Source organism: Flavobacterium inviolabile, assembly GCF_013389455.1.
Lineage (GTDB): Bacteria > Bacteroidota > Bacteroidia > Flavobacteriales > Flavobacteriaceae > Flavobacterium > Flavobacterium inviolabile.
The window spans coordinates 3,026,100-3,052,510 of the sequence record NZ_CP058278.1 but is presented as its reverse complement, the minus strand read 5'-3'; the positions used below and the strand labels follow the sequence as shown (position 1 = coordinate 3,052,510).

The following is a 26,411-nucleotide window of genomic DNA, read 5'->3' as shown; positions in this document are numbered from 1 at the left end:
TTTAATTTCCCGACAACTGTTAAAGAATCTATTTTGGACGAAGTATTAAAAATCATAAAGGATATAAAGGCAGGCGACATCAAACCCATCTATTTTTTGATGGGAGAAGAACCGTATTATATCGATAAGCTGGCAGGATATATTGAAGATAATATTTTATCGGAAGATGAAAAAGGCTTCAACCAGATGGTTTTGTATGGACGCGATGTGACGGTAGAAGAGATTGTATCGAATGCGAAACGTTACCCGATGATGGCGGACCGCCAGGTGGTGATTGTAAAAGAAGCACAGGAATTATCCAGGACCATCGACAAACTGGAAAGTTATGCCGAGAATCCGCAGCCTACAACGGTTTTGGTAATCTGTTACAAATACAAAACGCTGGATAAGCGTAAAAAAGTGACCAAAGTACTGGATAAGGCCGGAGTGGTTTTTGAAAGTAAAAAACTATATGAAAATCAGGTAGGCGACTGGTTAAAACGCGTTTTATCCGGGAAAGGCTATCAGATTGAACCCAAGGCGGCGGCAATGCTTGTGGAATTTTTAGGTACTGATCTAAGTAAGATTTCCAACGAATTGGACAAACTGGCGATCATTTTACCAAAAGGAAGCACGATCACGCCAAAAGTCATTGAAGAAAATATCGGTTTCAGCAAAGACTACAACAATTTCGAATTACGGAAAGCCATAGGGGAAAAGAATCAGCTGAAAGCCTATCAGATAGCCGATTATTTTGCACAAAATCCAAAAGACAATCCTTTGGTTGTTACGACCGGATTAGTGTTTGGTTTCTTTTCGCAGTTATTGCAATACCACGGACTGAAAGATAAAAATCCGGCTAATGTGGCGAAAGTTTTAAAAGTCAATCCGTATTTTTTAAAGGATTACGATGTGGCGATTAAGAATTACCCGATGAAAAAAGTGAGTCAAATCGTAGCGATATTGCGTGATGTGGACGTGAAAAGTAAAGGGGTGGGCGCGAATGCGTTACCGCAGCATGATTTACTGAAAGAGATGCTGGTTAAGATTTTTAATTAACACTTCATAAACGCTACCACACTGATATTATTACGATATTTGGCGTTCAAAATAAAAAAGATTATGGGAATGAATAAAAATACCATCTTAGGATGGGCAACGTTAATCATGGTTATCATGGGATTTTTACTGATTGGCTTGGGAATTTTCAGATACAGTGAAGTTTCAGGCTGGGGATTCGCAGCGGTAGGAATTGGCTTTTTGGCGAATGCATGGGTTTTTAACGCCCTTAAAGGAAGAGTGTAAAACCATAATAAGAAATCCGATAAGCGTTCATGTAGCGCTGTATTCTATATAAAAAACAAACCCGGAACGAGTTACTTGTTTCGGGTTTATTTTTTTGCATTACCGGATAACGAAAAGCTAATAATAATCCAATTGGCGGATTACAATTGTTTCCGGATTTTTGTCGCTTTTAGCGTCGTAAACCAGCATTTTGGTCCAGTTGTTTGAACGGTCAAAAGCTAAATACCGGTACTCTTTAAAAGAAGTGATTACTCCTTTTGAATCGGTTGTTTTATGCGACAATAACTGATTGTCTGTATTGTAAGTCAATACCGCTGAAAATTCCCCGGTAACAATATTGTCTTTATAGACCCGATAGGAGACATGTTGTACCCGGTTATTCCGGTATGTTGTTTTTCCTTCATTGATTTTTTTACCATCGGCATCCTTATTAACAGATTCCACTATGGTAGGCGACAGCCATTTCATCGTTATGGTCTGCAGTAACTTACCATCGCGATCATAGATTTTTTCAGTTCCAATTTTATTGTTTTTATAGGAAGGAACCAGTTTCATAATGATAGTGCCTAAACTATCGGTAACGACCATTTCGGTATATTTACCTTCTTCATCAAATAAAAATAACTGGTTGCCTTCTGTATGGGCAGCTCCGTTTACCCATTGATCGTTTATTAATTTGGGGCGATATGAATGCTCCCGGGTACTTTTTACACGGCCGTGAAGTCCATGCTGCAGCTGGGCAAATGAAGGCAGTGCCATAAAACATAGCAGTATCAGTAACAATCGGTTGGTCATGCAGTTGCTGGGTATTTCAGTTTGAACTCTTTCTGAAACGAAGATATAAAAAGGAGCGTAATCCTTACTGTTTTTAGACCACTATCTCAAACAGGCTGGAAGAACCGTCTTTATAATGTTCCGGCAGATCGTCTGTGGCGGGATATTCAAAAACGCCTAAATAGTTGAAACCGCACTGGATGTAATAATTGTTCAGTTTGTCGTTACCACTTCCGGTATCCATGCGGATGTATTCTTTTTTGTTCTCTTTAGCAAACTGTTTTGCCCAGGCTACAATATGCTTAACAAAACCATTGCCGCGAAACTGCGGATTGGTGGCGATGCGGTGAATATAAATTGCCGGATCCCGGTCTTTTTCCTGCCAGATAAACGGATCATTATAGGTAATCACAAATACACAGGCAATCTCACCGCCAATTATCATTTTCCATTGGCGGTTTTCCCGGATTTCGGTTTCGACCAATCCGCGTTCAAAACCTTTCCAGTGTTTTTCGGCGACACTTTTCTGGTAGTCGGTTCCGGCTTCATACAGCTGAAAGATAGTGTCTATATCCTGAAAGGTACTAGTTGCAATAATCATAATTATACAGATTGAGTTGGAATGCTAATGTAAGATAAATAGGATTATTGTAGTGAAATTTGTGATTTTTTTATTAAATATAGTAATGCGTGTGATATTTGTAAAATAATTGTTTATGATTAGCCGACAGGTAAAAAAGAAAAACCATCTTAAAAAGATGGCTTTACAATTATTGGCGATTAACTCAAATCTGCTATTTCGGCTGTTGGTGCATTCGTTTTTACCGATTCAATTCCGTTATCACGATTGCTGGCGTTTTCATACATTTGGCTGGTACCGATTATTTCACCGTTTGCTGCTTTCAGATTAAAATAGGATTTTCCGTTTGTTGCCGTTCTCCGGTCGTAACGGGAATCTAACGGCGCATTGTTTTTTACGGAATTAATCCCGTTCTGGCATCCGGATTTTGTTGTATACCCTTCGCTGGTAAGAATAATTTGCCCGTTAGCAGCTTTTAAATTGAATTGGAATTCCCCATTAATCCTTTTTTTAATTTCAAATTTTCCCATTGTTATTTTTTTAATGTTATGAGGAACAAGATTACTCCGGAATTAGCGGTAAGCCTTACGGGTTTCCGTAAAAGTCATCGTGAATAAACAACGGGAAAAGGATAATGGACTGCTTGAAAGACTACTTAAAACGGTAGCCGATACCGATTCCCATATTCCACTTTCCGTTTTGTGTGGTGGTTTTGGCATTGTAATAAAACGGAAGCTGTAGGGCAACTTTTCCATAGCAATAGGTTAATCCGGCGCCTAAGTTTGGCGTAACAAAAGCATTTTTAGGTTCGGAATGGTCTTCTTTAAAACGCAGGGATGGAAGCATTCCTAATAATAACTTTGACTTTCCGTTTGTATAACTGATATTCGGACCGACGAAATTTAAGTAAGTTCCTTTGTCTACATAACCGGCAATTACAGTACCTTCAAACAGGGAAAAGCCAATTTTGGAGTTTGGATTGGTATTGGTTTTGGGCTCGTTGTTTTGGGCGTTTACAGACGGACACATAAAAGCGATTGCAAACAGGAAGCAATAAATAGTTTTCTTCATTTTCTTAAAATGCTGTATTATTCGATAGCGGGGGCGAATTTAGCGCTTCAGGAAAAAGAAGATTTTGATTCTGTTATAGGTTAATTAAAATATGTAATAAGGATTGAATATTTTGTAATTAACGGAATCTGCGGTATTGAGGATAGCTGTTTACTTTTTCAGAAAGGCCATTCCCCGCGAAGCCGGCCAGACTTCCTGAAAACCGTATTGTTCATATAAACGGTAAGCATCACCGTCGGCAATCAGACTGATATAGCAGGAAGCAGGCAGTGATTCGTCAATAAAAGCTTTTAACTGCTGCATGATCAGTTTGCCCAATCCTTTTTTCTGGTGATCCGGCAATACACAAATATCCACAATCTGGCAATGGCAGGCACCGTCACCGATAATTCTTCCCATCCCGACAGCCAGATTATCGTTTTCGGTATCCATAATGACCACACTGCACACCGAATGGCGCAATCCTGTTTCGGCGGCTTCCGGTGTTTTAGGGCTTAATCCGCTGGACACGCGAAGGTGGATATAGGTTTCCGGACTAACATCCTGATAAACGGCTTTGTATTTCATGGCACTCTGGAAAGTTTTTTGTTTAAGAATGGTTGGAGTATATGCTGTTAAAAGCAGCCGGATAAAGATAAATCAAAAAGTAATAACTGCGATTATACAGCTGTAAATAGATAATATGATTAATAATAACAAGAATATGCTGTTATTTTTTTATCTTTAAGTCACTGTTAACTGTTTTATTTTGAATTATTTACCCCTAAAAAATAAAAATTATGGAAACAACGACTACTAATGACATCAAAAAGCAACAAAAAACACTTAAAATCCTATCGTCCATATTCGCGTTATTTGCCTGGCTGGTAGCGCTTGGAACAATTATCGGTACCGGTTATCTGTTGTTTACTCCCAGAGGTATTGGCGCCTGGATATTACCGGCTTTTACATTTATTGCAGGATTCCTGATTTTCCTGTTTTTATATGCTTTTGCCAAAATCATAAACATCTTAATTGAAATCAGCAACCGATGAAAAAGTGCCTGATCTACTTCGTAAGCGCTGTTGTATTGATTTCCTGTGCGGATAAAAAAGACAGCGAAAGTGAAACAACAGATGTTGTTTTGGTGGGTGGCGGGATTATGAGTGTAACATTAGGAACCATGTTAAAAGAACTGGATCCCGGATTGTCGGTAGCGATGTATGAAAAATTAGATGCCGTCGGACAGGAAAGTTCGGCTGCATGGAACAATGCCGGTACGGGGCATTCTGCTTTGTGTGAGCTCAACTACACACCGGAATTGAGTGACGGTACAATAGACATTCATAAAGCTGTGGAGATTAACGAGTCTTTTGAAATTTCAAAAGAGTTCTGGTCTTATCTTGTACGGGCTAAAAAAATTGGTCCGCCGCATTCGTTTATCAATCCCACGCCACACATGAGTTTTGTGACCGGTGAGAAGAATGTTACCTATTTGAAAAAGAGGTTTCTGGCGCTGCAAAAAGCACCGCTTTTTACCGGAATGGAATTTTCGGATAATCCGGAGCAAATCAGCAAATGGATTCCGTTGGTTATGAATGGGAGGGATGCTTCCCAAAAAATAGCGGCAACCAAAATCGATATTGGTACCGATGTTAATTATGGTGCACTAACGCAGGAACTGACGGCAAATCTGACCAGGTCTGCCAAAACATTCCTGAAAGTGAATCATCAGGTGACTAATTTTAAAAGGAATAAAGACGGTACCTGGAAGGTTTATGTAAAAGACCTGACTACCAATCAGACCAAAACCATCAACGCCCGTTTTGTTTTTATTGGTGCCGGCGGTGCGACATTGCCGCTGCTTGAAAAAACGCATATCCCGGAAGCCAAAGGCTACGGCGGTTTTCCGGTTAGCGGAGAATGGCTGGTGTGTAACAATCCTGAGATCATTGCACAGCATCAGGCTAAAGTTTACGGTATGGCCTCGGTTGGCTCACCGCCTATGTCGGTGCCACATCTGGACACCCGTATCATCAACGGCAAAAAAGAGCTGCTTTTCGGACCTTTTGCCGGCTTTACGCCGAAGTTCCTGAAAAACGGTACCTGGACTGATCTTCCGGAATCTTTTAATTTTTATAATATCCGCCCGATGCTGGAAGCCGGACTGGACAATGTACCGCTGACAAAGTACTTGCTGGAACAGGTTGTTTTAACACCCGAACAACGTCTGGCCGCTTTAAAGGAGTATTTCCCCAAAGCAAAAATGGAAGACTGGGATCTTCGAATTGCCGGACAGCGGGTTCAGGTTATTAAAATTGACCAGTCTACACAAGGCGGTATTCTGCAATTCGGAACAGAAGTCGTTACGGCTTCCGATGGAAGTGTGGCGGCTTTACTGGGCGCTTCTCCCGGTGCTTCAACTTCGGTATCGATTATGCTGAAAGTCATCGAAAAATGTTATGCCGAAAAACTCAAAACACCGGAATGGCAATTGAAAATCAGAGAAATGATACCGTCCTACGGTCAAAAACTATCCGATAATATCCCGTTAGCAAATGCAATACGACAAAAAAACTGTGAAACACTGGGAATTGTCTGGAAAGAGATTGCGGAGGATGGGAAGTAGCAAAAAGCAAAGGGCAAGAGGCAAGAGGCAATTTTGATGGTGTAGAAAAAGCAAAAAGCAAAAAGCAAAGGGCAAGGAGCAATTTTGATGGTGTGGAAAAAGCAAAAAGCAAAAGACAAGTAGCAATAGGCAAGGTATAAGAATTTTTAAATCAATAATCAGGCAATTACCAACTTTATGTATCACTATAAGGTTGGTAATTGCCTTTTTTATTTTTTTGCCCTTTGCCTTTTACTAATTGCCACTTATCAATTCTTTATAAAAACGTTAAATTCAACTTAAAAAGTATTATATATGTATTCAACTACGTAGTTTTGTATTGTAAATAAAAATACTATGAAAACAGTTATTAAACCTATAAAAAACGAATATTCAGCTGCTGCTGTCGATTTGATTTTAAGCATTCAGCAAAAGGAGTTTAACGTGCCCATTACTTTAGAAGATCAGCCGGATTTGCTGGCGATTGACCGTTTTTATTATACTGATGGTGGGTGCTTTTGGGGTGCTTTTATCGGTGAGGAACTGGTAGGCACTATTGCTTTGGTAAAATATGCCGATCAAGAAGGTGCCATCCGGAAAATGTTTGTTAAAAAGGAATACAGAGGTAAAGAGCTGGCGATTGCCCAGCAATTATTAGAGATCTTAATTGCCTATAGCAAAGAAAATGGTATAGAACACTTATATTTGGGAACCGTTTCAATATTGGAAGCAGCTTTACGTTTTTACGAACGCAACCATTTTGTCCGTATTGAAAAGGAAGCACTGCCGGAACAATTTCCGTTAATGAGTGCCGATAATGTATTTTGTCATTTAACGCTAAATCAGGTATAATGAATATTATTGATGAATCGGGTATTTTAGCCATATCCACAAGGCTACAGCGTCTTAGTGAACAATTGCGTAAAGATGGCGCCTTAGTATATAAGGCTTTCGGTATTGCGTTTGAACCCAAGTGGTTTCCGGTTATTTATACGCTTCATCATAAAGAAGTATTGAGTGTAGTGGAAATAGCGAACGAAATTGGCTATACCCATCCGTCAACAATAAGCCTGTTAAGAGAACTTGAAAAACAAAAGCTGATCCGCTCTAAAAAGGACAAAATAGACGAACGCAAACGCCTGATTCTGCTCACAGCAAAAGGACAGGAACTCATTGAAGAAATGAAACCCGTTTGGGAGGTTATCAGTACGGCGCTGAATGAAATAGCCGACAATCAGAACAATTTATTAAAAGCCATCAACGAAGCCGAAAGTAAAATAGCGAATCAGAGTTTTTTACAAAGGGCGATGCAGTTGAAAGAGGGGAAGTAAGAGCAAAAAGCAAAAGGCAAAAGGCAAGATGTAGGAGGTTAGAAGTATGATATATTAAGGGTTACTTCAAACCTCAAATATCAACCCTCTTCAATATAAGATGTAGAAGTACGATATACGAATGATGTTTCTTAGAAGCTACTTCGTACTTCAAATATCTAACCTCATAAATTAATATAAGAAGTTAGAAGTACGATATACGAATGTGCATCTTAGAGGTTACTTCAAACTTCAAAAATTTAACTTCGTAAATTCAATATAAGAAGTGAGAAGTACGATATACGAATGGTGTTTCTTAGAAGCTACTTCTTACTTCAAATATCTGACCTCATACTTAACCATATCGTTACATTATTTCCCGGACTTATTACATTCCTTGTGTGCTATACTTCACACAAGCTTTTTTGCAGGGATATACTTTCTTTTTTTGCACTGCGGTTTATTATAAACGGCAGATAATAGAAGCATAAATAAAAAAGTAACGAATGAAAAAAATTAGAAACAGTATTTTTTACGTCAGTATCATTGGCGGATTTTCCGTGCTAATGTATTGGATTATTTTATTGGGAGCAAAACTGGAAGTGGGAAGAAACATCACCGTTCCCCAATCCGATAAGGCACAATGGGCTGAATTTGTAGACTCTTTTGTTCATAATTTACAACATCCGTTGGCGCTTTTACTGGCACAGATTATCACGATTATCTTTGTTGCCCGTCTATTCGGATGGATCTGTATAAAAATGAAGCAGCCGGCGGTAATCGGAGAAATGATTGCCGGTATTGTGTTGGGCCCTTCGCTGATCGGGATGTATTTCCCGGAATTTTCCGCAACCTTATTCCCGGCTCAGTCATTAGGAAACCTGCAATTCCTGAGTCAGATAGGACTGATACTGTTTATGTATATCGTGGGGATGGAAATCGATATGAAGATATTGCGAAACAAAGCCCATGATGCAGTTGTAATCAGTCATGCCAGTATTATTATCCCTTTTGCCTTAGGAATGGGACTGGCTTATTTTATTTACGATCAGTTTGCTCCGGCAAATGTACAGTTCGCTTCTTTCGGATTGTTTACCGGAATTGCGATGAGTATCACGGCTTTTCCGGTATTGGCAAGAATTGTACAGGAACGCGGTATTCATAAAACCCGATTGGGAACTATTGTTATTACCTGTGCCGCTGCCGATGATATTACGGCCTGGTGTATATTGGCAGCCGTTATTGCGATTGTAAAAGCCGGTTCGTTTGAAAGTGCCTTGTACACTATTGTAATGGCATTGGTTTATGTGGGCATTATGCTAAAAGTAGTGCGTCCGTTCCTGAAACGAATCGGAGATTTATATTCCACTAAGGAAAGTTTAAGCAAGCCGATAGTAGCCATTTTCTTTTTAACGCTGATCATTTCGGCTTATGCTACGGAAGTAATCGGTATTCACGCCTTGTTCGGGGCGTTTATTGCCGGAGCGATTATGCCGGAAAATATCAAATTCAGAAACCTGTTTATTGAAAAAGTAGAAGATGTTGCATTGGTACTTTTATTACCGTTATTCTTTGTATTCACAGGATTAAGAACACAAATTGGATTATTAAACGATCCGTATTTATGGAAAGTTGCCGGAATGATCTTCCTGGTAGCCGTAATCGGAAAATTTGTGAGCAGTACGTTTGCCGCAAAATTTGTCGGGCAAAACTGGAAAGACAGTTTGTCAATCGGTGCCCTGATGAATACCAGAGGATTAACGGAGTTGGTTGTACTGAATATCGGGTATGATTTGGGCGTATTGAGTCCGCAATTATTCTCGATGATGGTTATCATGGCATTGGCGACTACTTTTATGACAGGACCTACTTTAGACCTTATCAACTGGATTTTTAAGTCCAAAGAGGAAGAAGTGCCGCAGGATATGAAAACGTTAAGTCAATACAAAATACTATTGTCATTCGGGAAACCGGAATCCGGGAAAACCTTATTCAAACTGGCTGACAGTCTGACGAAAAAATTACAGGACAATTCGGAGCTGACGGCTATGCACATCGCACCGACGAATGAGCTGCACCATTATGATACGGAAGAATATGAAACGGTTAGCTTTAAAGAAGTAATTGAAGAGTCGAAAACGCTGAACCGACAGGTGACAACGATGTTTAAGGCTTCAGCCGATATTGACAATGAAATCACTAATGTTGTCAATAAAGGGGATTATGACTTGCTGTTAATTGGCTTAGGACAATCCATTTATGAAGGAAGTTTGCTGGGGAAATTATTAGGATTTACTACGCGAATCATCAACCCGGAGAAGTTATTGAGCACGGTAACCGGAAAAGAGAATATTTTTGACAACGCTATTTTTGATGAAGGAACCAAGCATATTTTGTCGAAATCCCGTGTTCCGGTTGGTATCTTTATCGATAAAAACTTTGTAAAAGCAGAACGTATTTTTATTCCGTTGTTTACAACACAGGATAATTACCTGATTAATTATGCCCAGAAGCTGATTCACAATTCCGGTGCGCAGGTAATCATATTGGATATTGAAGGCAAAATAAAGAATGATGCCGAAACCAAAGAAAAAATCAGAGCAATAGAGCAGGTAGCCCCTAGCCATATCATGCTGCAAAAAGAACAGGTTGTTGAAAAAGAATTCCTGAAAGAGCAGGATTTAATGTTAATCAGTTCTGAAAGCTGGAAAAGACTGCTGGAATCTAAAAAACCGTGGTTGTCTGAAATTCCATCGACTTTGATTATTTCTGATGAAAAAACGGTATAGAAGTTCGATATATGATATAAGAGGTATGATATAAGAAGGTGTTTCTTAGAAGCTACCTCGTACTTCAAACCTCAAATATCAACCTTAAAAAAACACTACCATCTTACTAATGCGTAAATAAAAACACCCTGTTGGTTTTAAATCAGCAGGGTGTTTTGTTATGTTGTAAAGGTTGGTAGTTAGCTTTATCCTTATGGCTGTATAGGATCGCAGTCTTTGGTTAATACCGGTATTTCACAACCGATTGCTCGGGTAAGTTCCGGCGGACCCATCGGGTCAATGCAGATCATTACAGATTGTGTATAAGTATACGGTAGTGCAGGACCTACACCACCACCTTTAATAGCGCCTTTTTCGCTATCTGTTAACACAGAAATTACTTTCTTTTTAAGGTTAAGCTTTTTCATTATATAATTGTTTTAGGGTTGTTCTTTTAAGGATTTTAAAAGTAACCAATTAAATAATAACTGCTTACCCTTATTTAGGGTATTTTGCCCTATTTTGTGTTATTGTAATAAGGCAATATGCGGGTGGTGAATGGTTGGTGTAAGAAGTATGATATACGAATGGTGTTTCTTGGAAGCTGCTTCTTACTTCAAATATCAACCCTCGTCAATCTAATATAAGAAGTGAGAAGTATGAGATATGAAGGTGTTTCTTAGAAGTTCCTTCATATCTCAAATATCAACCCTCAAACCTCGTAAATCAAATATCATAAATCCATTTTTTAAAGCTATATTTGTGCTCAAAATAGACAATAAAAACATTATAATATGTCAGACGATAAGAAGGTTATATAATTATTTCAATACATTGATTGTTAATATTTTATACTTAAGGCTTCTCAAAAGTGGGAAGCTTTTGTTTTTAAGTGGGAAGCTATCTATGTTTTGATTCAGGAAATTTTTGTACCATAATTACAATACGCTATTTTGAGATCGTGAAATTTTTAAGTTGTTCTCTGTAGTAAATATCTATTCCAGATTTTTAAAAATTGAACTCATGCTTACATATTCGACTAAAAAACTACTTCAAATACTTAAAGTATAACTGAAATAATGTTAAATTCGCATTTTATGCGTATTAAATAGTGTCTTATGAAATTCAATCGACTAAAAATTGTATTGGTAGAGCAGTCTAAAACAAGTAAATGGCTGGCTAAAGAACTAAAAAAGAGCGAAAGTACAGTCTCGCGTTGGTGTACTAATGAGATTCAACCTTCTGTTGAAACATTAGCAGAAATTGCAAAATTATTGAAGATAGATGTTAGAGAGCTATTAAATCCGACAAGCAAAAATTAAATTATGAATAATTTGGAAGTTCAAATAAAAGAGGGGAAAATATTTGCCCCCCTAAAAGATAAATGGTTAGTATTGAAGCCCGAAGAAAAAGTTCGGCAGGAATACATTTGCCGTTTGGTAAATACTTATGGATTCGAATTGTCTCAAATGGGGCAAGAAGAGCAGGTTAACAATTCACAGCGAGGACAAGGTAGAGCTATGGCTGATATCGTTATCTGGAAAAGTGAAAAAGAGAGATTAGAAAGAAAAAACCCTGTTATTGTGGTTGAATGTAAGGCAGAGCATATAACTGTACACGAGGAGGACTACTTCCAAGGCTATAATTATGCATCTTGGGCTAAAGCCGATTTTTTTGTAACTACCAATCAAAAAGAAACTCGCATTTTTAAAGTAGTATATGGCCATATGCCTGATAAATTACAGGAAATCGTTAATATTCCTACTGCTGAAGAAATCAAAGACGAAAAGAAGATAAATGCATTATTAAAACAAACCAAGGCATTTACTCGTGATGAATTTTCCAAACTACTTTTTAAATGTCATAACATCATTCGTAATAACGATAAGCTTTCTCCGGAAGCGGCGTTTGACGAAATCAGCAAGATCCTTTTTATCAAAATAAGATATGAGAGAACAAATTCCGAGCATCAAATATTCTCGTTAGAAGCTTTTAAACAAGATAAAACTAGCTACGAGAAATATAAACCAAAAGATGGGAAGGATTTCTATCAATTCTTATTTGACCAAACCAAAGAAGATTTTAAGGATGATGATTTGTTTGAGCAAAGTGAGATTATCAGAATACGGGAAAATAGTTTTGAAGCTATCGTAAAAGAACTCGAAATTTACAACCTTTCTACCACATCAGATGATGTGAAAGGTATCGCGTTTGAGCAGTTTCTGGGAAGAACGTTCAGGGGAGAATTAGGGCAGTTTTTTACACCTCGTACGGTAGTGGATTTTATGGTAGACGTATTAGAACCACAGGAAGGTGAAGTGATATGTGACCCTTGCTGTGGTTCCGGTGGTTTTCTAATTAAGGCTTTCGAGTATGTAAGAGCAAAAATAGAAGAGGAAGTTCAACAAGCAAAAGAGAAAATTAAAGAACAATATTACACAGCTGAATATGAAAAATTATCAGATTCAAAAAAAGCCGAGATAGATGAAAAAGTAAATGATTTATTTGTAAAACTAAATACAGAATTAGATATCAATAATGAAAAGAGTAGATTGAGGGTTTTAAGTTATGATTGCATTTTTGGAACTGATGCTAATCCACGTATGAGCCGCACGGCAAAAATGAATATGATTATGCACGGAGATGGACACGGTGGTGTACATCATAATGATGGTTTATTGAACGTTAATGGCATTTTTGAAAATCGCTTCGATATTATTTTGACTAATCCACCATTTGGTGCAAGAGTAGAGAAATCTTTGAAAATTACTGAAGCGGATAAGTACACAGATACAGCTCGAATACTAAAATATCAAACTCGTTACGGAAAGGCATACGATGAGGCATTAAAGCAAGTGAATAATAATATAGGCAAATCACTTTTAAGCCTTTACAAAACGGGAACAATGAGTACTTTAACGGAAGTATTGTTTATTGAACGTTGCTTAAATTTACTGAAACCAGGAGGAAGAATGGGTATTGTATTACCGGAAGGTGTTTTAAACAATACGAACCTGCAAAAAATCAGAGATTTTGTCGAAAGCAAAGCCAAAATTGTATTGATTACCTCCATTCCCCAAGATGTATTTATTGCCAGTGGAGCTACCGTAAAACCAAGCTTATTGTTCTTTAAGAAATTTACGGACGAAGAAGCCAAACAGTACAAAGATATTGTAAAGAAAGCAGAAAAGACCATAACCAAAAAGTATGCTCCTCAAATAGAGCCTTTAGAGGAGAAATTAACTTTAAGAGGAAAAAATGCTCCTACGGCAGAAGAAAAAAAGACATTAAAAGCCCAATTAAAACAATTGGAAGATAAAGTAGCTACAGAGGTGAAAGCAGAAGTAAAAAACGCATTTAATTACCACATTCCAATAGCTGAAGTAGAAAAGGCAGGTATCAGTACCACAGGAGCTAAAATCGATAATGAGTTGGAGCCATTGGCAAATGAATTTAAAAAGTATCGGGAAGCAAATCCACTATGGAAAAATACTTTTAAACAGGTAAAATATGAGGTGATTGAGGAGACTATTTATCGGATACCTGTAACAGAGAATACAAATATAGTTTCAGAGCCAGAAGTGTTTTATAATTAAAATAGTAAGAGGATTAGAATGATTACAGCAAATTTCAATTATTTGAACTTTATTCCTTTTACAAATTTTGATTTGTGGGATACAAAAAGATATACTTCGAAAAGTATCTCTTCAACCTATCCGATTGTGTCGTTAGGTTCTTGTGTAAAAGAAGAAAACAAAAAGTACAAGCTATTCCTTGAAGAAGAGAAAGATTTTGGAATATTGGGAGTCAATAATAAAGAGGGAATTTTTGATGCCTACATACAGAAAGGAAAGGAAATAAATCAACCTTATAAGAAAATGGAAGTAGGTTGGTTAGCGTACAATCCATATCGTATTAATGTTGGTTCTATTGGAGTTAGGAAAGAAGAACATAAGCATGAATACATAAGCCCTGCTTATGTTGTATTCAGTTGTTTAGAAAGTTTATTACCCGAATACTTATTTCTATTATTCAAAACGAATATCTTTAATAAGGTCATTAATGAAAATACTACCGGCTCTGTACGACAAAATCTAACGATTGAGATTTTAAGAAAGTTAGAAATCCCTCTTCCTTCGCTTGAAGAGCAAGAACAAATTGTCCGTACCTATTATGATAAAATAAAACAGGCAGAACAATTAGAAGAGCAGGCTAAAAGTTTAGAAAAAGAAATTGAGCTTTATTTTTTAAAACAATTAGGACTTAACCCTATCGAAATAAAGAGTAAAATAAAAGGATTGTTTACTATTGATTTTAACGATTTGGAAAGATGGGATTATTTTTCTTCTGATGTTCGAATTGCCGATGAACTCAAAAAATCGGTTTTTCCGTTGGTTAAAATTGGTGCGACGTATTTTTTTGAAAAAAGACCATTCAACAAGAATGTATACAAACAAGAAACTTTTAAGTATATTGAGATAGGAGCAATTGATCCTATCAAAGGAATTGTGGAAGCCAAGGAAATTAAAACGAACAAAGCTCCCAGTAGAGCAACACAGTTTGTGAAAGAAGGGGATTTAATCTTGGGAACTACTAGACCTTACCTTAAGAAATTTACTATTGTAACAAAAGAATACGATAACAATGTTTGTTCATCTGGTTTTTCTGTTATTAGACAGTCAGAGAATTATTATTTGCCATATTTATTGCAATTTCTTAGATGTTCTTATGGAATAGAACAGTTAAAGAATAGGATGACAGGTGGTTTATATCCTGCTATTACCGAAGGAGAACTAAAAGAAATTAAAATCCCTTTTCCCGATGTAGATAATCAGATAGCAATTATGCAATCAGTGAAACAAAAGGAAGATAGCATATTAAAGAACCAAAGTAAAATTAGCGCTTTAAAACAGCAAGCTGAACAAGAATTTGAAAAAACTATTTTTAATTAACCAATTATGAAAATTAAAAGTATTTATATACCTGACTTTTTGATTTTAAAAGATTTTAAAATCGAATTTTATAAGGATAAATCCCTTGCTATAATCATAGGCGATAATGGTAGTGGTAAATCCACTTTGCTCGAAGTTATTGCTTACATATTCGGGCATCTGCATAAATATTTTATTCTGGGAGATAAAACGGCAGAATTCATAGATAATTATGAAATAGAGTTTTTCTCCACCTATCAGGGACAGGAATATGAGATTTATCTAAAGAGTGTTTATGTAAATCAAAAGACAAACACTTTTAAGCCAGTCATAAAAATCAATCAAAAAACAACATCAATTAAAGAAATAGATGATCAATTTGGTGGGTTTAAAAATTTTCTTCCGTCTAGGATTGGAGTTTATTATGCAGGTGAAGCCAAATATCTTAAAACATTAAGCGAGCACTTTGAGAACAAGTTTATTGAAGATATTATTAAGGAAAAGAATCCTTATTCATTAGAGCCTTTAAAACTTCCTTCGGAAAGGCCATTTTATTATATAAAGGATGAGTATTTAGGCTTAATTCTGACTTGCCTTTTAATAAATGCTAGTAACGACAATAACATTGAGAATTTCATAAAAGAGTTGATAGGGGATGTTGATATTAATAATGCAGAAGTACAAATTATCTTAAAAAAGCCTGAGTGGGCAAACAAAAGAAGTGGCAAGCTCTGGGGAATTAATTCAACATTAATTGAGCAGTTTGTAGATAAGCTGAATGAGAAAGCAAGCTTTGTAGAAAACAAGGAATCTGAAGATGAAATAGTATATACTTTTTACGGAATTATTGATTTGATACCTCTTTTCAATGAATTTTCTGTTGAAAGGGATTTTTCATTTATTCTCTTGGATACTCTACTCTTCAATGGGATTTTATCTTATGTAAGTATAGATTTTAAATTGGCTGATGGAACAATTATTAATTCTGAAAGATTAAGTGAGGGACAACGGCAATTTATTGTTACTAGTGGTCTTGGTATCTTATGGAAAAACAAAGTTAATAAGCTGTTCTTATTTGATGAACCTGATGTTTTTTTACATCCTAAATGGCAACGAAAATATATCCCATTTATCAGAGAATATTTAGACAACTCTTTTACGTTACTTACAACTCATAATCCTGCCTTATTATCCGATGTAAAGAGAGAACAAGTCTTTCTTTTCAGGTATGGAAAAATAATTCATAAAGCTATGAATACTTATGGGCAAAAATTTGAAACATTGCTCATTGATTATTTTGGTTTAGAAAGTACTAGAAATATAGAAAGCACAGAACTTTTCGAACTACTTTATTCAATGATTGAAAAAAAAAAGCATAATTCTACATTGTTTCAAGAAAAATATAAAAAATTAGAAAGCATTGTAGGAAAAGACGATAGAGAGTTCTTATTGTTAAACATTGAGCTAAAGAAAGCAAATGAGAAAAATAGATAAGGCCAAACCTATTCAAGCTTTCTCTGACTTTGTAAGAAAAAATAAACCTGTAGTGTGGGATGACTGCGATGCTCAGGTCAAAAGAGAAGCAAGAGAATTTATTTTGTTGGAAGAACAGTTTCTTTTATGTGGTTATACTGAGATCTATATTGATAATGAAGATTGCCATATAGATCATTATATAAAAAGAGCTTTAAATAATAACTTATGTTATGATTGGAATAATTTAATTGTAGCTGTTAATGATGACGATTATGGAGCAAAATATAAGGATGGAGGAAACGGAGTTAAAAATTTAGAGGATTATAATTTAATCTTCAATCCTGTAAATGATCAAACACAAGATTTTTTCCGTTACACAACTGACGGTAAAATACATCCTGCGAATAATCTCAGTCAAACTGATTTTAATAAAGCTGAAAAAACAATTGCAATTTTTAACCTTAATCATAATAGTTTAAAAACAAGAAGAAAAGATTTGATATTAACAATGAATGCTCTTAAAGAAGGTGGGACTGAAAATCAGGATTTGTCTGGGATATTAGAAGAGCAGGGTTTCCCAAGTTTTGTAATCTGTATGATAGAAAATTATTTAAATTAACTATGAAAGCAACCTCTGCAAACCTATTAACCGTTATAAAAGGACCGAGACAATTTGTTATTCCTATATACCAACGTACCTATAGTTGGCAATTATCACAATGCAACCAATTGCTACAAGACATTATCCGGGTAAGTAAGGATGAAAATCTGCAAGGACACTTTCTAGGCTCTGTAGTACATTTTCAAGAAAATATTTATACGATTTCTGATGTGCCTAAACATTTGGTAATAGATGGTCAGCAAAGATTAACAACTGTTTCATTACTCATCATTGCCTTAGCTAATTTTCTTAAAGACAATGAAGCGGATATAGATACGAGCTTCACTAAATTGCAAAACTATTATTTACTTAACGCAGAAGAAGAAAATGAGTTACGCTACAAGTTACTATTAACAAGAAGGGATAAAGATACCTATATCAACTTGCTTAATGGAGTGCCACAGGCATCAGAATATTCTTTACGAATTGTAGAGAACTACGAATTCTTCAAATCAAAAATCAATAAAGAAAATGTAAAGGATATTTACAATGGTATTCTTCGTTTGTTTATAGTAGATGTAGCATTGGAGAAAGATAAGGACAATCCACAGTTGATATTTGAAAGTATGAACTCTACGGGACTGGACTTGTCACAGGCAGATTTGATAAGGAACTATGTATTAATGGGGCAAGATATCAAATTACAAACAGAGCTTTATGAAAAGTACTGGTATCCGATGGAGCAAAGCTACGGTAATGAATATTCTAGTTCTTTCGACTGGTTCATGCGGGATTATTTATCTGTTAAGAATGGAACTATCCCACGAATTGACAAAGTTTATGAAGAATTTAAAACCTATGTACAGTCTGGCAAAGCTCCAGAAACTATTACCGAAGTAGTACGGGATATTTACAAGTATTCAGGTTTTTATGTCAATATGGTACTTAGAAAAGAACCGGATCTTGTATTAAATCAGTTGTTTTCCAATATTGCCAAACTAAAAGTGGATGTTTCGTACCCCTTTCTTTTACCTGTTTACAACGACTATTTTGAAGAAAGACTTTCTAAACAAAACTTTACCGAAATATTAAGACTGGTAGAAAATTATGTATTCAGAAGAGCGATTTGTGGTATTCCTACGAACAGCCTCAATAAAACCTTTGCCACTTTATATAAATCCGTTCAGCCGGAAAACTACCTGGAAAGCGTACAAGCGGCTTTCCAATTAATGGATAACTATAAACGCTATCCGGCGGATACTGAATTTGAAAAAGAAATAGTTATAAAAGATGTTTACAATTTTCGTTCTAGAAATTATTTATTAAATAAACTGGAAAACTATAAACGCAAAGAATGGGTAAACATTGATGAATATACCATTGAGCATATTATGCCGCAAAATCCTAATTTATCCCATGAGTGGATAACGATGTTAGGTGATGATTGGCAAGATATTCAGAAAATGTATTTACATACCTTAGGCAACCTAACTTTGACAGGTTATAATTCCGAATTAAGTGATAGACCATTTGGACAGAAAAAATCAATAGAAGGTGGGTTTAATGATTCTCCATTACGTCTAAATACTTATTTACGAAATGTTGCTGAATGGAATAAAATTCATATAGAACAAAGAGCCATTGAGTTATCAAATAAAGCCAAAGAAATATGGTTTGCTCCTACTTTAGATAATAACACTTTAGAAAAATATAAGAAATCAAATGACAAAGAAAACGCAACTTATTCAATAGATCAGTATGAATACCTGAAAGGTGATATGTTAGAATTATATCAGGCTTTACGAAAAAGAATTTTAAACATTGATGCCTCTGTAAAAGAAGAATACAAGAAATTATATATTGCTTTTAAATCTAATACTAATTTTGTGGATATTGTGCCACAAAAATCACGTTTGAGATTGTCATTAAATATAGAGTTCCCTAAAATTATTGACCCATTAGGATTATGTAAAGATGTTTCCGGCTTAGGGCGTTGGGGCAATGGGGATGTAGAAGTTGGAATATCAAATTTGAATGAGATAGATGGTGTAATGGACTTGATTCAACAAGCTTTTGATGAACAAGAGCAATAATATTAATGTTGTAAAGTGTTCACAAGATAAATATTTGATTAGGGCTAATAAACAAATTATAAATTCTGAGAAGACTGTTTCTGGATTTTTATAGAAGACAGTTTTTACAATAATTTTTTAACTTTCTGTACTGTTCCGCTGCTCTTATCCGTTAATTTCATTGTCTTTCTAACTGAATAACCCTGCTTCAATAATTTCACCACGTCTTTGTGTTCAGTCAACAACGTTTCAGTATCCTTTTAAATCCTTCTTTCCTTCCAACTTTACCGCTATTCTTGCGAAAGCTATCGTAACCCGACTTAATACGCTAGCGAATTTGTGTTTTTTCCATTTCGCTAACCGAGGTAAGGATTTGGATAAGAAACTGGGATATCGGATTTATTTCACACTTGTCATTGAGCTTTTCTATATTGTGGTTCTTGATATAGAGGGAAATGCAATTTTCATTAAGCAGTTGAATTGTTTTAAGGACTTCAATAGTATTCCTTCCCAGTCTGCTCAATTCCCAACAAAGAACTTTATCAATTTTATTAGATTTGATGAAGTTGATCATTTTCATTAGCTGAGGTCGTTCCTCATTAGTTTTTCCACCTGAGATTTTTTCTTCAAAAATTTTTACAACTTCATAATTTTGAATTTGGGAAAACTCCAATAATTCTTCTGTTTGTCTTTTGTAATCCTGACTGTTCGTCGAAACCCTGGCGTATATCAATACTTTCTAATATTTAAAATTTCAACGTAGCAAAATAATTCTTTACACCACCTTCTTTGAATTTTCGAGGGTCAGGAACAGTAAGGCAATATAGTTTGAACCTTTTCCAGAAATCAGAATTGATTTTGTCGAAAAACAAATTTTCTTTGTTCAGGTGTTTTAGATATTTTTCCAATTTTTGACACACATTAAGCATAGCGTATTTATGACTTTCGGTCTTTTTTAAACTTATTCTCAGTTTGAAGTTGTCCATATAGGAAAGACAAATGCTGTGTGTTTCGTCTTGCTGAGGTCTGGTTTTAAGCTCAACTTTTACTTTATCAGGAATGTTATTTTCAAAGCGATAAATACCTTTGTTAATTTTTGTATTGATGGTTTGGTAGTCAAAATCGGTGGTAGTTGAATAATTGAAAATCTTCATTAAAATGGTCTTTAAAGTGCTGAACTTTCATTCTTATCCCCAAACTTTTCTTCTTTTTTCCATTATTAAAGAATTGGATGCCAATTATACCGAAATCATCGCTTGCTTTTTTTTTATTTAAGACTATCTTTGTTGCCATAGTTTTAGGTTTTGGCTAATATAAGGTTTAGTTTCAAAGTGGGAACATAAAGTGGGAACATTTGAGTAGTTTTCATAGGAATAAGCAAAAATGGGTTAGAATTAAAGTTTTAAAAATCAAGTGTTTAATGTAATTTGAATTTCTATATGTCAGACGATAAGAAAGTAATATTTTCGATGTCGCGGGTAAGTAAAACTTACTCCAGCACGAATAAGCAGGTTTTAAAAGATATTTACCTGAGTTTTTTCTACGGTGCTAAAATTGGTATCTTAGGTTTAAACGGTTCGGGTAAATCGTCTTTATTAAAAATTATTGCCGGAGTTGATAAGAACTACCAGGGTGATGTTGTTTTTGCACCAAATTATACTGTAGGGTATCTGGAGCAGGAGCCGCAACTGGATGAAAACAAAACGGTTATTGAAATCGTTCGTGAAGGTGTTGCCGAAACGGTAGCAATTCTGGATGAGTTCAATAAAATCAACGATATGTTCGGTTTACCGGAAGTATATGAAGATGCCGATAAGATGCAGAAACTGATGGACCGTCAGGCGGAACTTCAGGATAAGATCGATGCAGTAGGAGCATGGGAACTGGATACCAAACTGGAAATCGCGATGGATGCTTTGCGTACGCCGGAGCCGGATACCCCGATTAAAGTATTGTCAGGAGGAGAGCGCCGCCGTGTGGCTTTATGCCGCTTGTTATTACAGCAGCCGGATGTATTGTTACTGGATGAGCCTACCAACCACCTGGATGCGGAAAGCGTACTTTGGTTAGAGCAACACTTACAACAATATGCAGGAACGGTAATTGCCGTAACCCACGACCGTTATTTCCTGGATAACGTTGCCGGATGGATTTTAGAACTGGACAGAGGTGAAGGTATTCCGTGGAAAGGAAACTATTCTTCCTGGTTGGATCAGAAATCAAAACGTATGGAGCAGGAAGAAAAAGTTGCTTCAAAACGCAGAAAAACATTAGAACGTGAGCTTGACTGGGTACGTCAGGGAGCTAAAGGGCGTCAGACCAAACAGAAAGCGCGTTTACAGAACTACGATAAATTATTGAACGAAGACCAAAAAGCATTGGATGAGAAATTAGAAATCTACATCCCGAATGGTCCTCGTTTAGGAACCAATGTGATTGATGCTAAAAATGTAGCAAAATCATTTGGGGACAAACTATTATATGAAGATTTAAACTTCACCTTGCCACAAGCGGGAATTGTAGGGATTATCGGTCCGAATGGTGCCGGTAAATCGACTATCTTCCGTATGATCATGGGTGAGGAAAAACCGGATAGCGGTGAATTTGTAATTGGAGAAACAGCTAAGATCGCCTATGTGGATCAGTCACACTCGAATATTAATCCTGATAAATCCATCTGGGAGAATTTCTGCGACGGACAGGAGTTAATCATGATGGGTGGCCGTCAGGTAAACTCAAGAGCATATTTGTCCCGTTTCAACTTTGGCGGTAGCGATCAGAACAAAAAAGTATCGACACTTTCCGGAGGAGAGCGTAACCGTTTGCATTTGGCAATGACCTTAAAAGAAGAAGGAAACGTATTGTTACTGGATGAGCCAACGAATGATCTGGACATCAACACACTTCGTGCTTTGGAAGAAGGTTTGGAGAACTTTGCAGGATGTGCGGTGGTGATTTCCCACGACCGTTGGTTCCTGGACAGAATCTGTACGCATATCTTAGCGTTTGAAGGCGATTCTCAGGTATATTTCTTTGAAGGAAGCTTTACAGAATATGAAGAGAACAAGCGAAAACGTCTGGGGGGTGATTTAACGCCAAAACGTATCAAGTATAAAAAACTGATCAGAGGATAATAAAAAAGAGGCTTAATAAGCCTCTTTTTTTATGCATACTGTTATAATGTCTACAATGGTGATATCTTTTCCGGTAATGGTTTTTTTAGCGTAGCAGTTCTTGTTTTCCCGCTCAATTTCAAAACCAGTTTTTTCCAATAGGCCGTTTAAAACAGCTTCATTGTATAGTGAAAAACCTTCCTGTACAAAATCCACACCGGCAAGAGCCCGTTCCGGACGGTAGCCGATATACAGTTTTCCGCCCAGTTTTAAAATGCGGTATATCGCGTTGAGGTAATCCGGCAAAGGTTCCCAGAAATAGATCGTGTTCAACGCAACGATACTGTCAAACTGATTTTCGGCATAGAATGTGTCTTTGGCATCGCCGCATTGCAGCTTTATTTGTTGTTTAGTGATTTGTTCGGCGTTATTTTTAGCCGCTTCGGCACACATTACATCCGAATAGTCCAGACCGTACAAAGTGACGTTTGTGTGTGGCTTAAAAAACTCCGGAAAGTGCCTGCCATTGCCAAAACCGATTTCCAGTATATGATCGTTATCCTGAATTTCCAGCAGGGCAAACAAATCCAGGTAAAGCTGTTTGTTGGATGTATTCATATCATTCCCAACAGTAATGCCGTTTTCACCTTCCGGTTTGCGTAACTGCCTGCTTATTTCATTTGGTTGTAGGGGTTTCATGGGTTGTCTTTTAGAACCATAAAAATAAGAGTGACCAAACAGAAAGGACTTATAAAATTCCGGCAAATTTGTATAAGATTTCAGGATATAAAAAAGTCCGCTGTATAGCGGACTTTGTATTTTAAAATTTCATTTTCTGTATTCTTACGGCATTTAAAATGGCGAGTAATGCCACACCAACGTCAGCAAAAACAGCTTCCCACATGGTAGCTAATCCTCCGGCACCTAAAATCAGCACAACGGCTTTAACAATAAAGGCCATGCTGATATTCTGCCAGACAATCTGCCTGGTTTTTTTACCAATGGATATGGCGGTAAATATTTTTGTAGGCTGATCGTTCTGAATGACAATGTCGGCCGTTTCTATCGTAGCATCACTGCCCAGACCGCCCATGGCAATACCGGCATCGGCTAAAGCCACTACAGGAGCATCGTTAACACCATCGCCCGCAAAAGCCAGTTTCAGGTTTTGTTTTTTCAGTTCTTCTACCTTTCGGACTTTGTCTTCCGGCAGTAAATCACCGTGGGCAGCATCAATATTCAGCTCCCGGGCAACAGCATCAACCACCGCCTGTTTATCGCCCGAAAGCATTACCGTTTTAATATTCAGACGGTGCAGACTGTCAACAGCCGTTTTGGCATCCTCTTTTATTTCATCGGCAATCAGGAAATAACCCGCATACTGCTCATTTATCGCAATAACGATAATGGTATAAGGCGTATTTTCAATAGCGGTATCATAAGCAATACCAAACTTTTTAAGCAGTTTTACATTACCGGCAAGAATGGTCTTACCGTCTGCTTTACCTTTTAAACCGTGTCCGGCAATTTCTTCCACATCGGTAATGGTAACGCCTTTTTCCAGTCCGTTGGCATATTCAATAATGGCTGTTCCAACCGGATGGGTCGATTTCGTTTCGAGCGCAGCGGTGTATTGTATCAATTCCTTTTCCGAAACGGTAGCCGCCACCACTTTTTGCACTTTAAAAACGCCTTTGGTCAGTGTTCCGGTTTTATCCATCACGACTGTCTGAATGGAAGCCATTACGTCCAGAAAGGTAGAGCCTTTAAAGAGGATGCCGTTTTTGCTGGCAGCGCCAATTCCGCCAAAATAGCCTAACGGAATGGAAATAACCAGTGCACAGGGGCAGGAAACCACTAAGAAAACCAGGGCGCGGTACAGCCACTCGTTAAAAACATAATCGGACACGAAAAGCATCGGCAACAGACAGATCCCAATGGCTAAGAAAACAACTATAGGTGTATAGATCTTTGCAAACTTGCGGATAAATAACTCCGTAGGTGCTTTTTTAGCAGTGGCATCCTGAACCATTTCCAGGATTTTGGACAGTTTACTGTCGATATAAGCGGTAGTCACTTCTACTAAAGCAATCGTGTTGAGGTTGATCATTCCGGCCAGTACCGTTTCTCCCTGCTGTTTGGAATCGGGCTTGCTTTCCCCGGTTAAAGCTGCAGTATTAAATGTAGCCGAAGCGGAAAGCAGTTTCCCGTCCAAAGCCAGTTTTTCTCCCGGTTTTAACTGAATAATTTCTCCGATCTTAATTTCCTCCGCTTTTTTACTGACCGCATTGTCATCAACGATTACGGTAGCCGTATCCGGACGCTGATCCAATAAGGCTTTAATATTCGATTTGGCACGGGTTACGGCCAGAGTCTGAAACAATTCGCCTATAGCGTAAAATAACATTACCGCTACACCTTCCGGATACTGTTTGATATAAAAAGCACCCAAAGTGGCAATGGACATCAGAAGGAATTCCGTAAAAATGTCGCCTCTTTTTATCGCGGTGAACGCCTCTTTTAAAACCGGTAATCCCACCGGTAAATAGGCAAGGATATACCAGCCGATGCGTACCCAGCCTGAAAAGACCGCTATAGGAAAATAGTTGTCAATCCCGATGGCAATCATTAACAGCACAAAGGAAAGGATAGCCGGCAGGAACATTTTCCAGCCGCCATCGCCATCGTGACTATGGTCGTGATCATGATCATGATCGTGGTCATGATGTTTTTTTGAATTTACTTTTTCATCAACCGCACAGCATATCTGTTCGGCTTCTGAATGATATTGGTGTTCTTTTTTCATAATTTTCGGTATTATGAATGAGTACTTGGAGTTGTCCTAAAGTTAACAAAAATGTTTCCTTTATGCTTTACAACAACCGTCTAAATTTTCATATCCTTTCGGATCGGCTTTGATATCATCAGCATCATAACCCAATAAACTGATTGCGGTTTTAATGCTGTTTAAATCGGTTTTTTTAGAATTATAAATAACCGTGATTGTCATTTTGGTTTCATCTAATGTAATCATCTGTATCCCTTTGTGGCGGATTAATTTCTTTTCCAGCAAACCGCCGCAGGTTTCACATTGTTTGCAATGATCGCAAACGATAGCAGTTTTTATAACAGCTTTCTGAACCTGGGCTTTGGCCGTTAAAGAGGAAAGGGATAGGAACGCAACTACTAAAATACTTTTTAAAAATGGTCTCATTGTTTAGGTTTTTATCGTTATAAATTAAAGAAATCGTCTTACTTTTTGTTTGTACAGGCTGTATTCCAATGCATGCTGCTGTGTCAGAAAAACTTCTTCCAGCCGGACCTGTATCTGGATCATAAAATAGGTCATCAACGTGCAGAAGAACGTAATAGCATTCGGAAGAATTAAAAACAACCCGAAAACACTGATAATCATTCCCAGAAAAATAGGATTCCTGCTGATGCTGAATAAACCGTTCGTACGCAGGGTTGTTTTATGCGTTTCATCAATGCCAATGCGCCAGGACGTACTCATCTGATACTGGGCGATTGCAATCCAGATCAGCGAAACGTGAATAAGCACTAAGCCGGTTAGCTGCAGGTAGGAATGCTCCAGAAACAGCACAGGTGATGTAAACAGGTAGGCATCGGAACCGAATGAAAACAACAGCACCGCAGCAAGCAGCAGGCCGATTAATATTTTCATGACACCGCCGATATAATCGTGAGCGGAATCGCTTTTACCGAAAGTAACCGGATTAATCCCGGTTTGCCGGTATGTTTTGTAAGTAGGCACTAAAAAGCTTACCAGTAAATACAGGACCAAATATAGGGGCAGATAAAATCTGAGAAATGTTATCATTGT

Annotated in this window: 26 protein-coding genes; 14 read left to right on the top strand and 12 right to left on the bottom strand. The window is 37.1% G+C overall.

Features of this window, described 5'->3' with window-relative positions:
• The first annotated feature begins 33 nt into the window (after positions 1–33).
• Together holA and HW120_RS13695 are read left to right on the top strand one after the other, a co-directional pair.
• Positions 34–1,038 carry a DNA polymerase III subunit delta gene (gene holA / locus HW120_RS13700; RefSeq protein ID WP_177734647.1) on the top strand — a complete coding sequence of 335 codons (1,005 nt, stop codon included), beginning with the start codon at positions 34–36 and terminating at the stop codon, positions 1,036–1,038.
• 63 nt (positions 1,039–1,101) lie between these two features.
• Positions 1,102–1,284 carry a CAL67264 family membrane protein gene (locus HW120_RS13695; protein ID WP_177734646.1) on the top strand — a complete coding sequence of 61 codons (183 nt, stop codon included), beginning with the start codon at positions 1,102–1,104 and terminating at the stop codon, positions 1,282–1,284.
• Between the two features lie 117 nt (positions 1,285–1,401).
• Here HW120_RS13695 and HW120_RS13690 read toward each other — a convergent pair whose 3' ends face one another.
• The 5 genes from HW120_RS13690 to HW120_RS13670 all read right to left on the bottom strand — a co-directional run bounded on the left by HW120_RS13690 (position 1,402) and on the right by HW120_RS13670 (position 4,276).
• The gene (locus tag HW120_RS13690; protein ID WP_218618726.1) at positions 1,402–2,043 is read right to left on the bottom strand and encodes a hypothetical protein; all 642 of its coding nucleotides are present in this window, start codon (positions 2,041–2,043) and stop codon (positions 1,402–1,404) included.
• A 109-nt stretch (positions 2,044–2,152) separates the two neighbouring features.
• Entirely contained in the window at positions 2,153–2,659 is a 507-nt protein-coding gene (locus HW120_RS13685) for a GNAT family N-acetyltransferase (RefSeq protein ID WP_177734644.1), read from the bottom strand.
• A gap of 179 nt (positions 2,660–2,838) precedes the next feature.
• Complete coding sequence (locus HW120_RS13680; protein WP_177734643.1) at positions 2,839–3,168, bottom strand: YegP family protein; 330 nt, start codon at positions 3,166–3,168, stop codon at positions 2,839–2,841.
• Between the two features lie 121 nt (positions 3,169–3,289).
• The gene (locus HW120_RS13675; RefSeq protein ID WP_218618725.1) at positions 3,290–3,709 is read right to left on the bottom strand and encodes a hypothetical protein; all 420 of its coding nucleotides are present in this window, start codon (positions 3,707–3,709) and stop codon (positions 3,290–3,292) included.
• A gap of 150 nt (positions 3,710–3,859) precedes the next feature.
• Entirely contained in the window at positions 3,860–4,276 is a 417-nt protein-coding gene (locus HW120_RS13670; protein ID WP_177734642.1) for a GNAT family N-acetyltransferase, read from the bottom strand.
• A 212-nt stretch (positions 4,277–4,488) separates the two neighbouring features.
• On the opposite strand from HW120_RS13670, the gene HW120_RS13665 reads away from it, so the two are divergent.
• The 5 genes from HW120_RS13665 (at position 4,489) to HW120_RS13645 (ending at position 10,395) form a co-directional block, all read left to right on the top strand.
• Positions 4,489–4,743 (top strand): hypothetical protein, encoded by a 255-nt coding sequence (locus HW120_RS13665; RefSeq protein WP_177734641.1) that lies wholly within the window; start codon positions 4,489–4,491, stop codon positions 4,741–4,743.
• Positions 4,740–6,317 carry a malate dehydrogenase (quinone) gene (gene mqo, locus HW120_RS13660; protein WP_177734640.1) on the top strand — a complete coding sequence of 526 codons (1,578 nt, stop codon included), beginning with the start codon at positions 4,740–4,742 and terminating at the stop codon, positions 6,315–6,317. Before HW120_RS13665 ends, mqo begins: the two co-directional genes overlap by 4 nt.
• A 336-nt stretch (positions 6,318–6,653) precedes the next feature.
• Entirely contained in the window at positions 6,654–7,148 is a 495-nt protein-coding gene (locus HW120_RS13655) for a GNAT family N-acetyltransferase (protein WP_177734639.1), read from the top strand.
• Positions 7,148–7,627 carry a MarR family winged helix-turn-helix transcriptional regulator gene (locus HW120_RS13650; RefSeq protein WP_177734638.1) on the top strand — a complete coding sequence of 160 codons (480 nt, stop codon included), beginning with the start codon at positions 7,148–7,150 and terminating at the stop codon, positions 7,625–7,627. Before HW120_RS13655 ends, HW120_RS13650 begins: the two co-directional genes overlap by 1 nt.
• A 485-nt stretch (positions 7,628–8,112) precedes the next feature.
• Positions 8,113–10,395 carry a cation:proton antiporter gene (locus tag HW120_RS13645; protein WP_177734637.1) on the top strand — a complete coding sequence of 761 codons (2,283 nt, stop codon included), beginning with the start codon at positions 8,113–8,115 and terminating at the stop codon, positions 10,393–10,395.
• A 191-nt stretch (positions 10,396–10,586) separates the two neighbouring features.
• On the opposite strand, the gene HW120_RS13640 is transcribed toward HW120_RS13645, so the two are convergent.
• Positions 10,587–10,802, bottom strand: a complete 216-nt coding sequence (locus HW120_RS13640) for a class I lanthipeptide (protein WP_177734636.1) — start codon at positions 10,800–10,802, stop codon at positions 10,587–10,589.
• A gap of 690 nt (positions 10,803–11,492) precedes the next feature.
• On the opposite strand from HW120_RS13640, the gene HW120_RS13635 reads away from it, so the two are divergent.
• The 6 genes from HW120_RS13635 to HW120_RS13610 are packed head-to-tail and all read left to right on the top strand — an operon-like array spanning position 11,493 to position 19,475.
• Positions 11,493–11,696 (top strand): helix-turn-helix transcriptional regulator, encoded by a 204-nt coding sequence (locus tag HW120_RS13635; RefSeq protein WP_177734635.1) that lies wholly within the window; start codon positions 11,493–11,495, stop codon positions 11,694–11,696.
• Between the two features lie 3 nt (positions 11,697–11,699).
• Positions 11,700–13,970: an N-6 DNA methylase gene (locus HW120_RS13630; protein WP_394353026.1), complete on the top strand. Its 2,271-nt coding sequence runs from the start codon at positions 11,700–11,702 to the stop codon at positions 13,968–13,970.
• Positions 13,971–13,988: 18 nt separating this feature from the next.
• Positions 13,989–15,326 carry a restriction endonuclease subunit S gene (locus HW120_RS13625; RefSeq protein WP_177734634.1) on the top strand — a complete coding sequence of 446 codons (1,338 nt, stop codon included), beginning with the start codon at positions 13,989–13,991 and terminating at the stop codon, positions 15,324–15,326.
• Positions 15,327–15,332: 6 nt separating this feature from the next.
• Positions 15,333–16,799, top strand: coding sequence for an AAA family ATPase (locus HW120_RS13620; RefSeq protein ID WP_177734633.1), 1,467 nt, complete (start codon positions 15,333–15,335; stop codon positions 16,797–16,799).
• Positions 16,783–17,400 (top strand): retron system putative HNH endonuclease, encoded by a 618-nt coding sequence (locus HW120_RS13615; RefSeq protein ID WP_177734632.1) that lies wholly within the window; start codon positions 16,783–16,785, stop codon positions 17,398–17,400. The genes HW120_RS13620 and HW120_RS13615 overlap by 17 nt, the downstream gene beginning before the upstream one ends.
• A 2-nt stretch (positions 17,401–17,402) precedes the next feature.
• A complete protein-coding gene (locus HW120_RS13610) occupies positions 17,403–19,475 on the top strand; it encodes a DUF262 and DUF1524 domain-containing protein (RefSeq protein WP_177734631.1) in 2,073 nt (690 codons plus the stop codon).
• Between the two features lie 307 nt (positions 19,476–19,782).
• Here HW120_RS13610 and HW120_RS17865 read toward each other — a convergent pair whose 3' ends face one another.
• Positions 19,783–20,187, bottom strand: coding sequence for a recombinase family protein (locus HW120_RS17865; protein WP_218618724.1), 405 nt, complete (start codon positions 20,185–20,187; stop codon positions 19,783–19,785).
• Between the two features lie 13 nt (positions 20,188–20,200).
• Positions 20,201–20,608, bottom strand: coding sequence for a phage integrase SAM-like domain-containing protein (locus HW120_RS13600; protein WP_177734630.1), 408 nt, complete (start codon positions 20,606–20,608; stop codon positions 20,201–20,203).
• A 285-nt stretch (positions 20,609–20,893) separates the two neighbouring features.
• Here HW120_RS13600 and ettA point away from each other — a divergent pair, with 285 nt between their 5' ends.
• Positions 20,894–22,588, top strand: coding sequence for an energy-dependent translational throttle protein EttA (ettA, locus tag HW120_RS13595; protein WP_177734629.1), 1,695 nt, complete (start codon positions 20,894–20,896; stop codon positions 22,586–22,588).
• A gap of 12 nt (positions 22,589–22,600) precedes the next feature.
• Here the strand turns inward: ettA and HW120_RS13590 are convergent, their stop codons facing one another.
• The 4 genes from HW120_RS13590 to HW120_RS13575 form a co-directional block, all read right to left on the bottom strand.
• A complete protein-coding gene (locus tag HW120_RS13590) occupies positions 22,601–23,266 on the bottom strand; it encodes a class I SAM-dependent methyltransferase (RefSeq protein WP_177734628.1) in 666 nt (221 codons plus the stop codon).
• 121 nt (positions 23,267–23,387) lie between these two features.
• Positions 23,388–25,373 carry a heavy metal translocating P-type ATPase gene (locus HW120_RS13585; protein ID WP_177734627.1) on the bottom strand — a complete coding sequence of 662 codons (1,986 nt, stop codon included), beginning with the start codon at positions 25,371–25,373 and terminating at the stop codon, positions 23,388–23,390.
• A 60-nt stretch (positions 25,374–25,433) separates the two neighbouring features.
• Complete coding sequence (locus HW120_RS13580; protein ID WP_177734626.1) at positions 25,434–25,781, bottom strand: heavy-metal-associated domain-containing protein; 348 nt, start codon at positions 25,779–25,781, stop codon at positions 25,434–25,436.
• 24 nt (positions 25,782–25,805) lie between these two features.
• The gene (locus tag HW120_RS13575) at positions 25,806–26,408 is read right to left on the bottom strand and encodes a methyltransferase family protein (RefSeq protein ID WP_177734625.1); all 603 of its coding nucleotides are present in this window, start codon (positions 26,406–26,408) and stop codon (positions 25,806–25,808) included.
• Between the last annotated feature and the right edge of the window lie 3 nt (positions 26,409–26,411).

Excerpts from the sequence above, each read along its gene's own strand:
- HW120_RS13695 (WP_177734646.1), top strand. The coding sequence starts at position 1,102 with ATGGGAATGAATAAAAATACCATCTTAGGATGGGCAACGTTAATCATG.
- HW120_RS13690 (WP_218618726.1), bottom strand. The coding sequence starts at position 2,043 with ATGGCACTGCCTTCATTTGCCCAGCTGCAGCATGGACTTCACGGCCGT.
- HW120_RS13685 (WP_177734644.1), bottom strand. The coding sequence starts at position 2,659 with ATGATTATTGCAACTAGTACCTTTCAGGATATAGACACTATCTTTCAG.
- HW120_RS13680 (WP_177734643.1), bottom strand. The coding sequence starts at position 3,168 with ATGGGAAAATTTGAAATTAAAAAAAGGATTAATGGGGAATTCCAATTC.
- HW120_RS13675 (WP_218618725.1), bottom strand. The coding sequence starts at position 3,709 with ATGAAGAAAACTATTTATTGCTTCCTGTTTGCAATCGCTTTTATGTGT.
- HW120_RS13670 (WP_177734642.1), bottom strand. The coding sequence starts at position 4,276 with ATGAAATACAAAGCCGTTTATCAGGATGTTAGTCCGGAAACCTATATC.
- HW120_RS13665 (WP_177734641.1), top strand. The coding sequence starts at position 4,489 with ATGGAAACAACGACTACTAATGACATCAAAAAGCAACAAAAAACACTT.
- mqo (WP_177734640.1), top strand. The coding sequence starts at position 4,740 with ATGAAAAAGTGCCTGATCTACTTCGTAAGCGCTGTTGTATTGATTTCC.
- HW120_RS13655 (WP_177734639.1), top strand. The coding sequence starts at position 6,654 with ATGAAAACAGTTATTAAACCTATAAAAAACGAATATTCAGCTGCTGCT.
- HW120_RS13650 (WP_177734638.1), top strand. The coding sequence starts at position 7,148 with ATGAATATTATTGATGAATCGGGTATTTTAGCCATATCCACAAGGCTA.
- HW120_RS13645 (WP_177734637.1), top strand. The coding sequence starts at position 8,113 with ATGAAAAAAATTAGAAACAGTATTTTTTACGTCAGTATCATTGGCGGA.
- HW120_RS13640 (WP_177734636.1), bottom strand. The coding sequence starts at position 10,802 with ATGAAAAAGCTTAACCTTAAAAAGAAAGTAATTTCTGTGTTAACAGAT.
- HW120_RS13635 (WP_177734635.1), top strand. The coding sequence starts at position 11,493 with ATGAAATTCAATCGACTAAAAATTGTATTGGTAGAGCAGTCTAAAACA.
- HW120_RS13630 (WP_394353026.1), top strand. The coding sequence starts at position 11,700 with ATGAATAATTTGGAAGTTCAAATAAAAGAGGGGAAAATATTTGCCCCC.
- HW120_RS13625 (WP_177734634.1), top strand. The coding sequence starts at position 13,989 with ATGATTACAGCAAATTTCAATTATTTGAACTTTATTCCTTTTACAAAT.
- HW120_RS13620 (WP_177734633.1), top strand. The coding sequence starts at position 15,333 with ATGAAAATTAAAAGTATTTATATACCTGACTTTTTGATTTTAAAAGAT.
- HW120_RS13615 (WP_177734632.1), top strand. The coding sequence starts at position 16,783 with ATGAGAAAAATAGATAAGGCCAAACCTATTCAAGCTTTCTCTGACTTT.
- HW120_RS13610 (WP_177734631.1), top strand. The coding sequence starts at position 17,403 with ATGAAAGCAACCTCTGCAAACCTATTAACCGTTATAAAAGGACCGAGA.
- HW120_RS13600 (WP_177734630.1), bottom strand. The coding sequence starts at position 20,608 with ATGAAGATTTTCAATTATTCAACTACCACCGATTTTGACTACCAAACC.
- ettA (WP_177734629.1), top strand. The coding sequence starts at position 20,894 with ATGTCAGACGATAAGAAAGTAATATTTTCGATGTCGCGGGTAAGTAAA.
- HW120_RS13590 (WP_177734628.1), bottom strand. The coding sequence starts at position 23,266 with ATGAAACCCCTACAACCAAATGAAATAAGCAGGCAGTTACGCAAACCG.
- HW120_RS13585 (WP_177734627.1), bottom strand. The coding sequence starts at position 25,373 with ATGAAAAAAGAACACCAATATCATTCAGAAGCCGAACAGATATGCTGT.
- HW120_RS13580 (WP_177734626.1), bottom strand. The coding sequence starts at position 25,781 with ATGAGACCATTTTTAAAAAGTATTTTAGTAGTTGCGTTCCTATCCCTT.
- HW120_RS13575 (WP_177734625.1), bottom strand. The coding sequence starts at position 26,408 with ATGATAACATTTCTCAGATTTTATCTGCCCCTATATTTGGTCCTGTAT.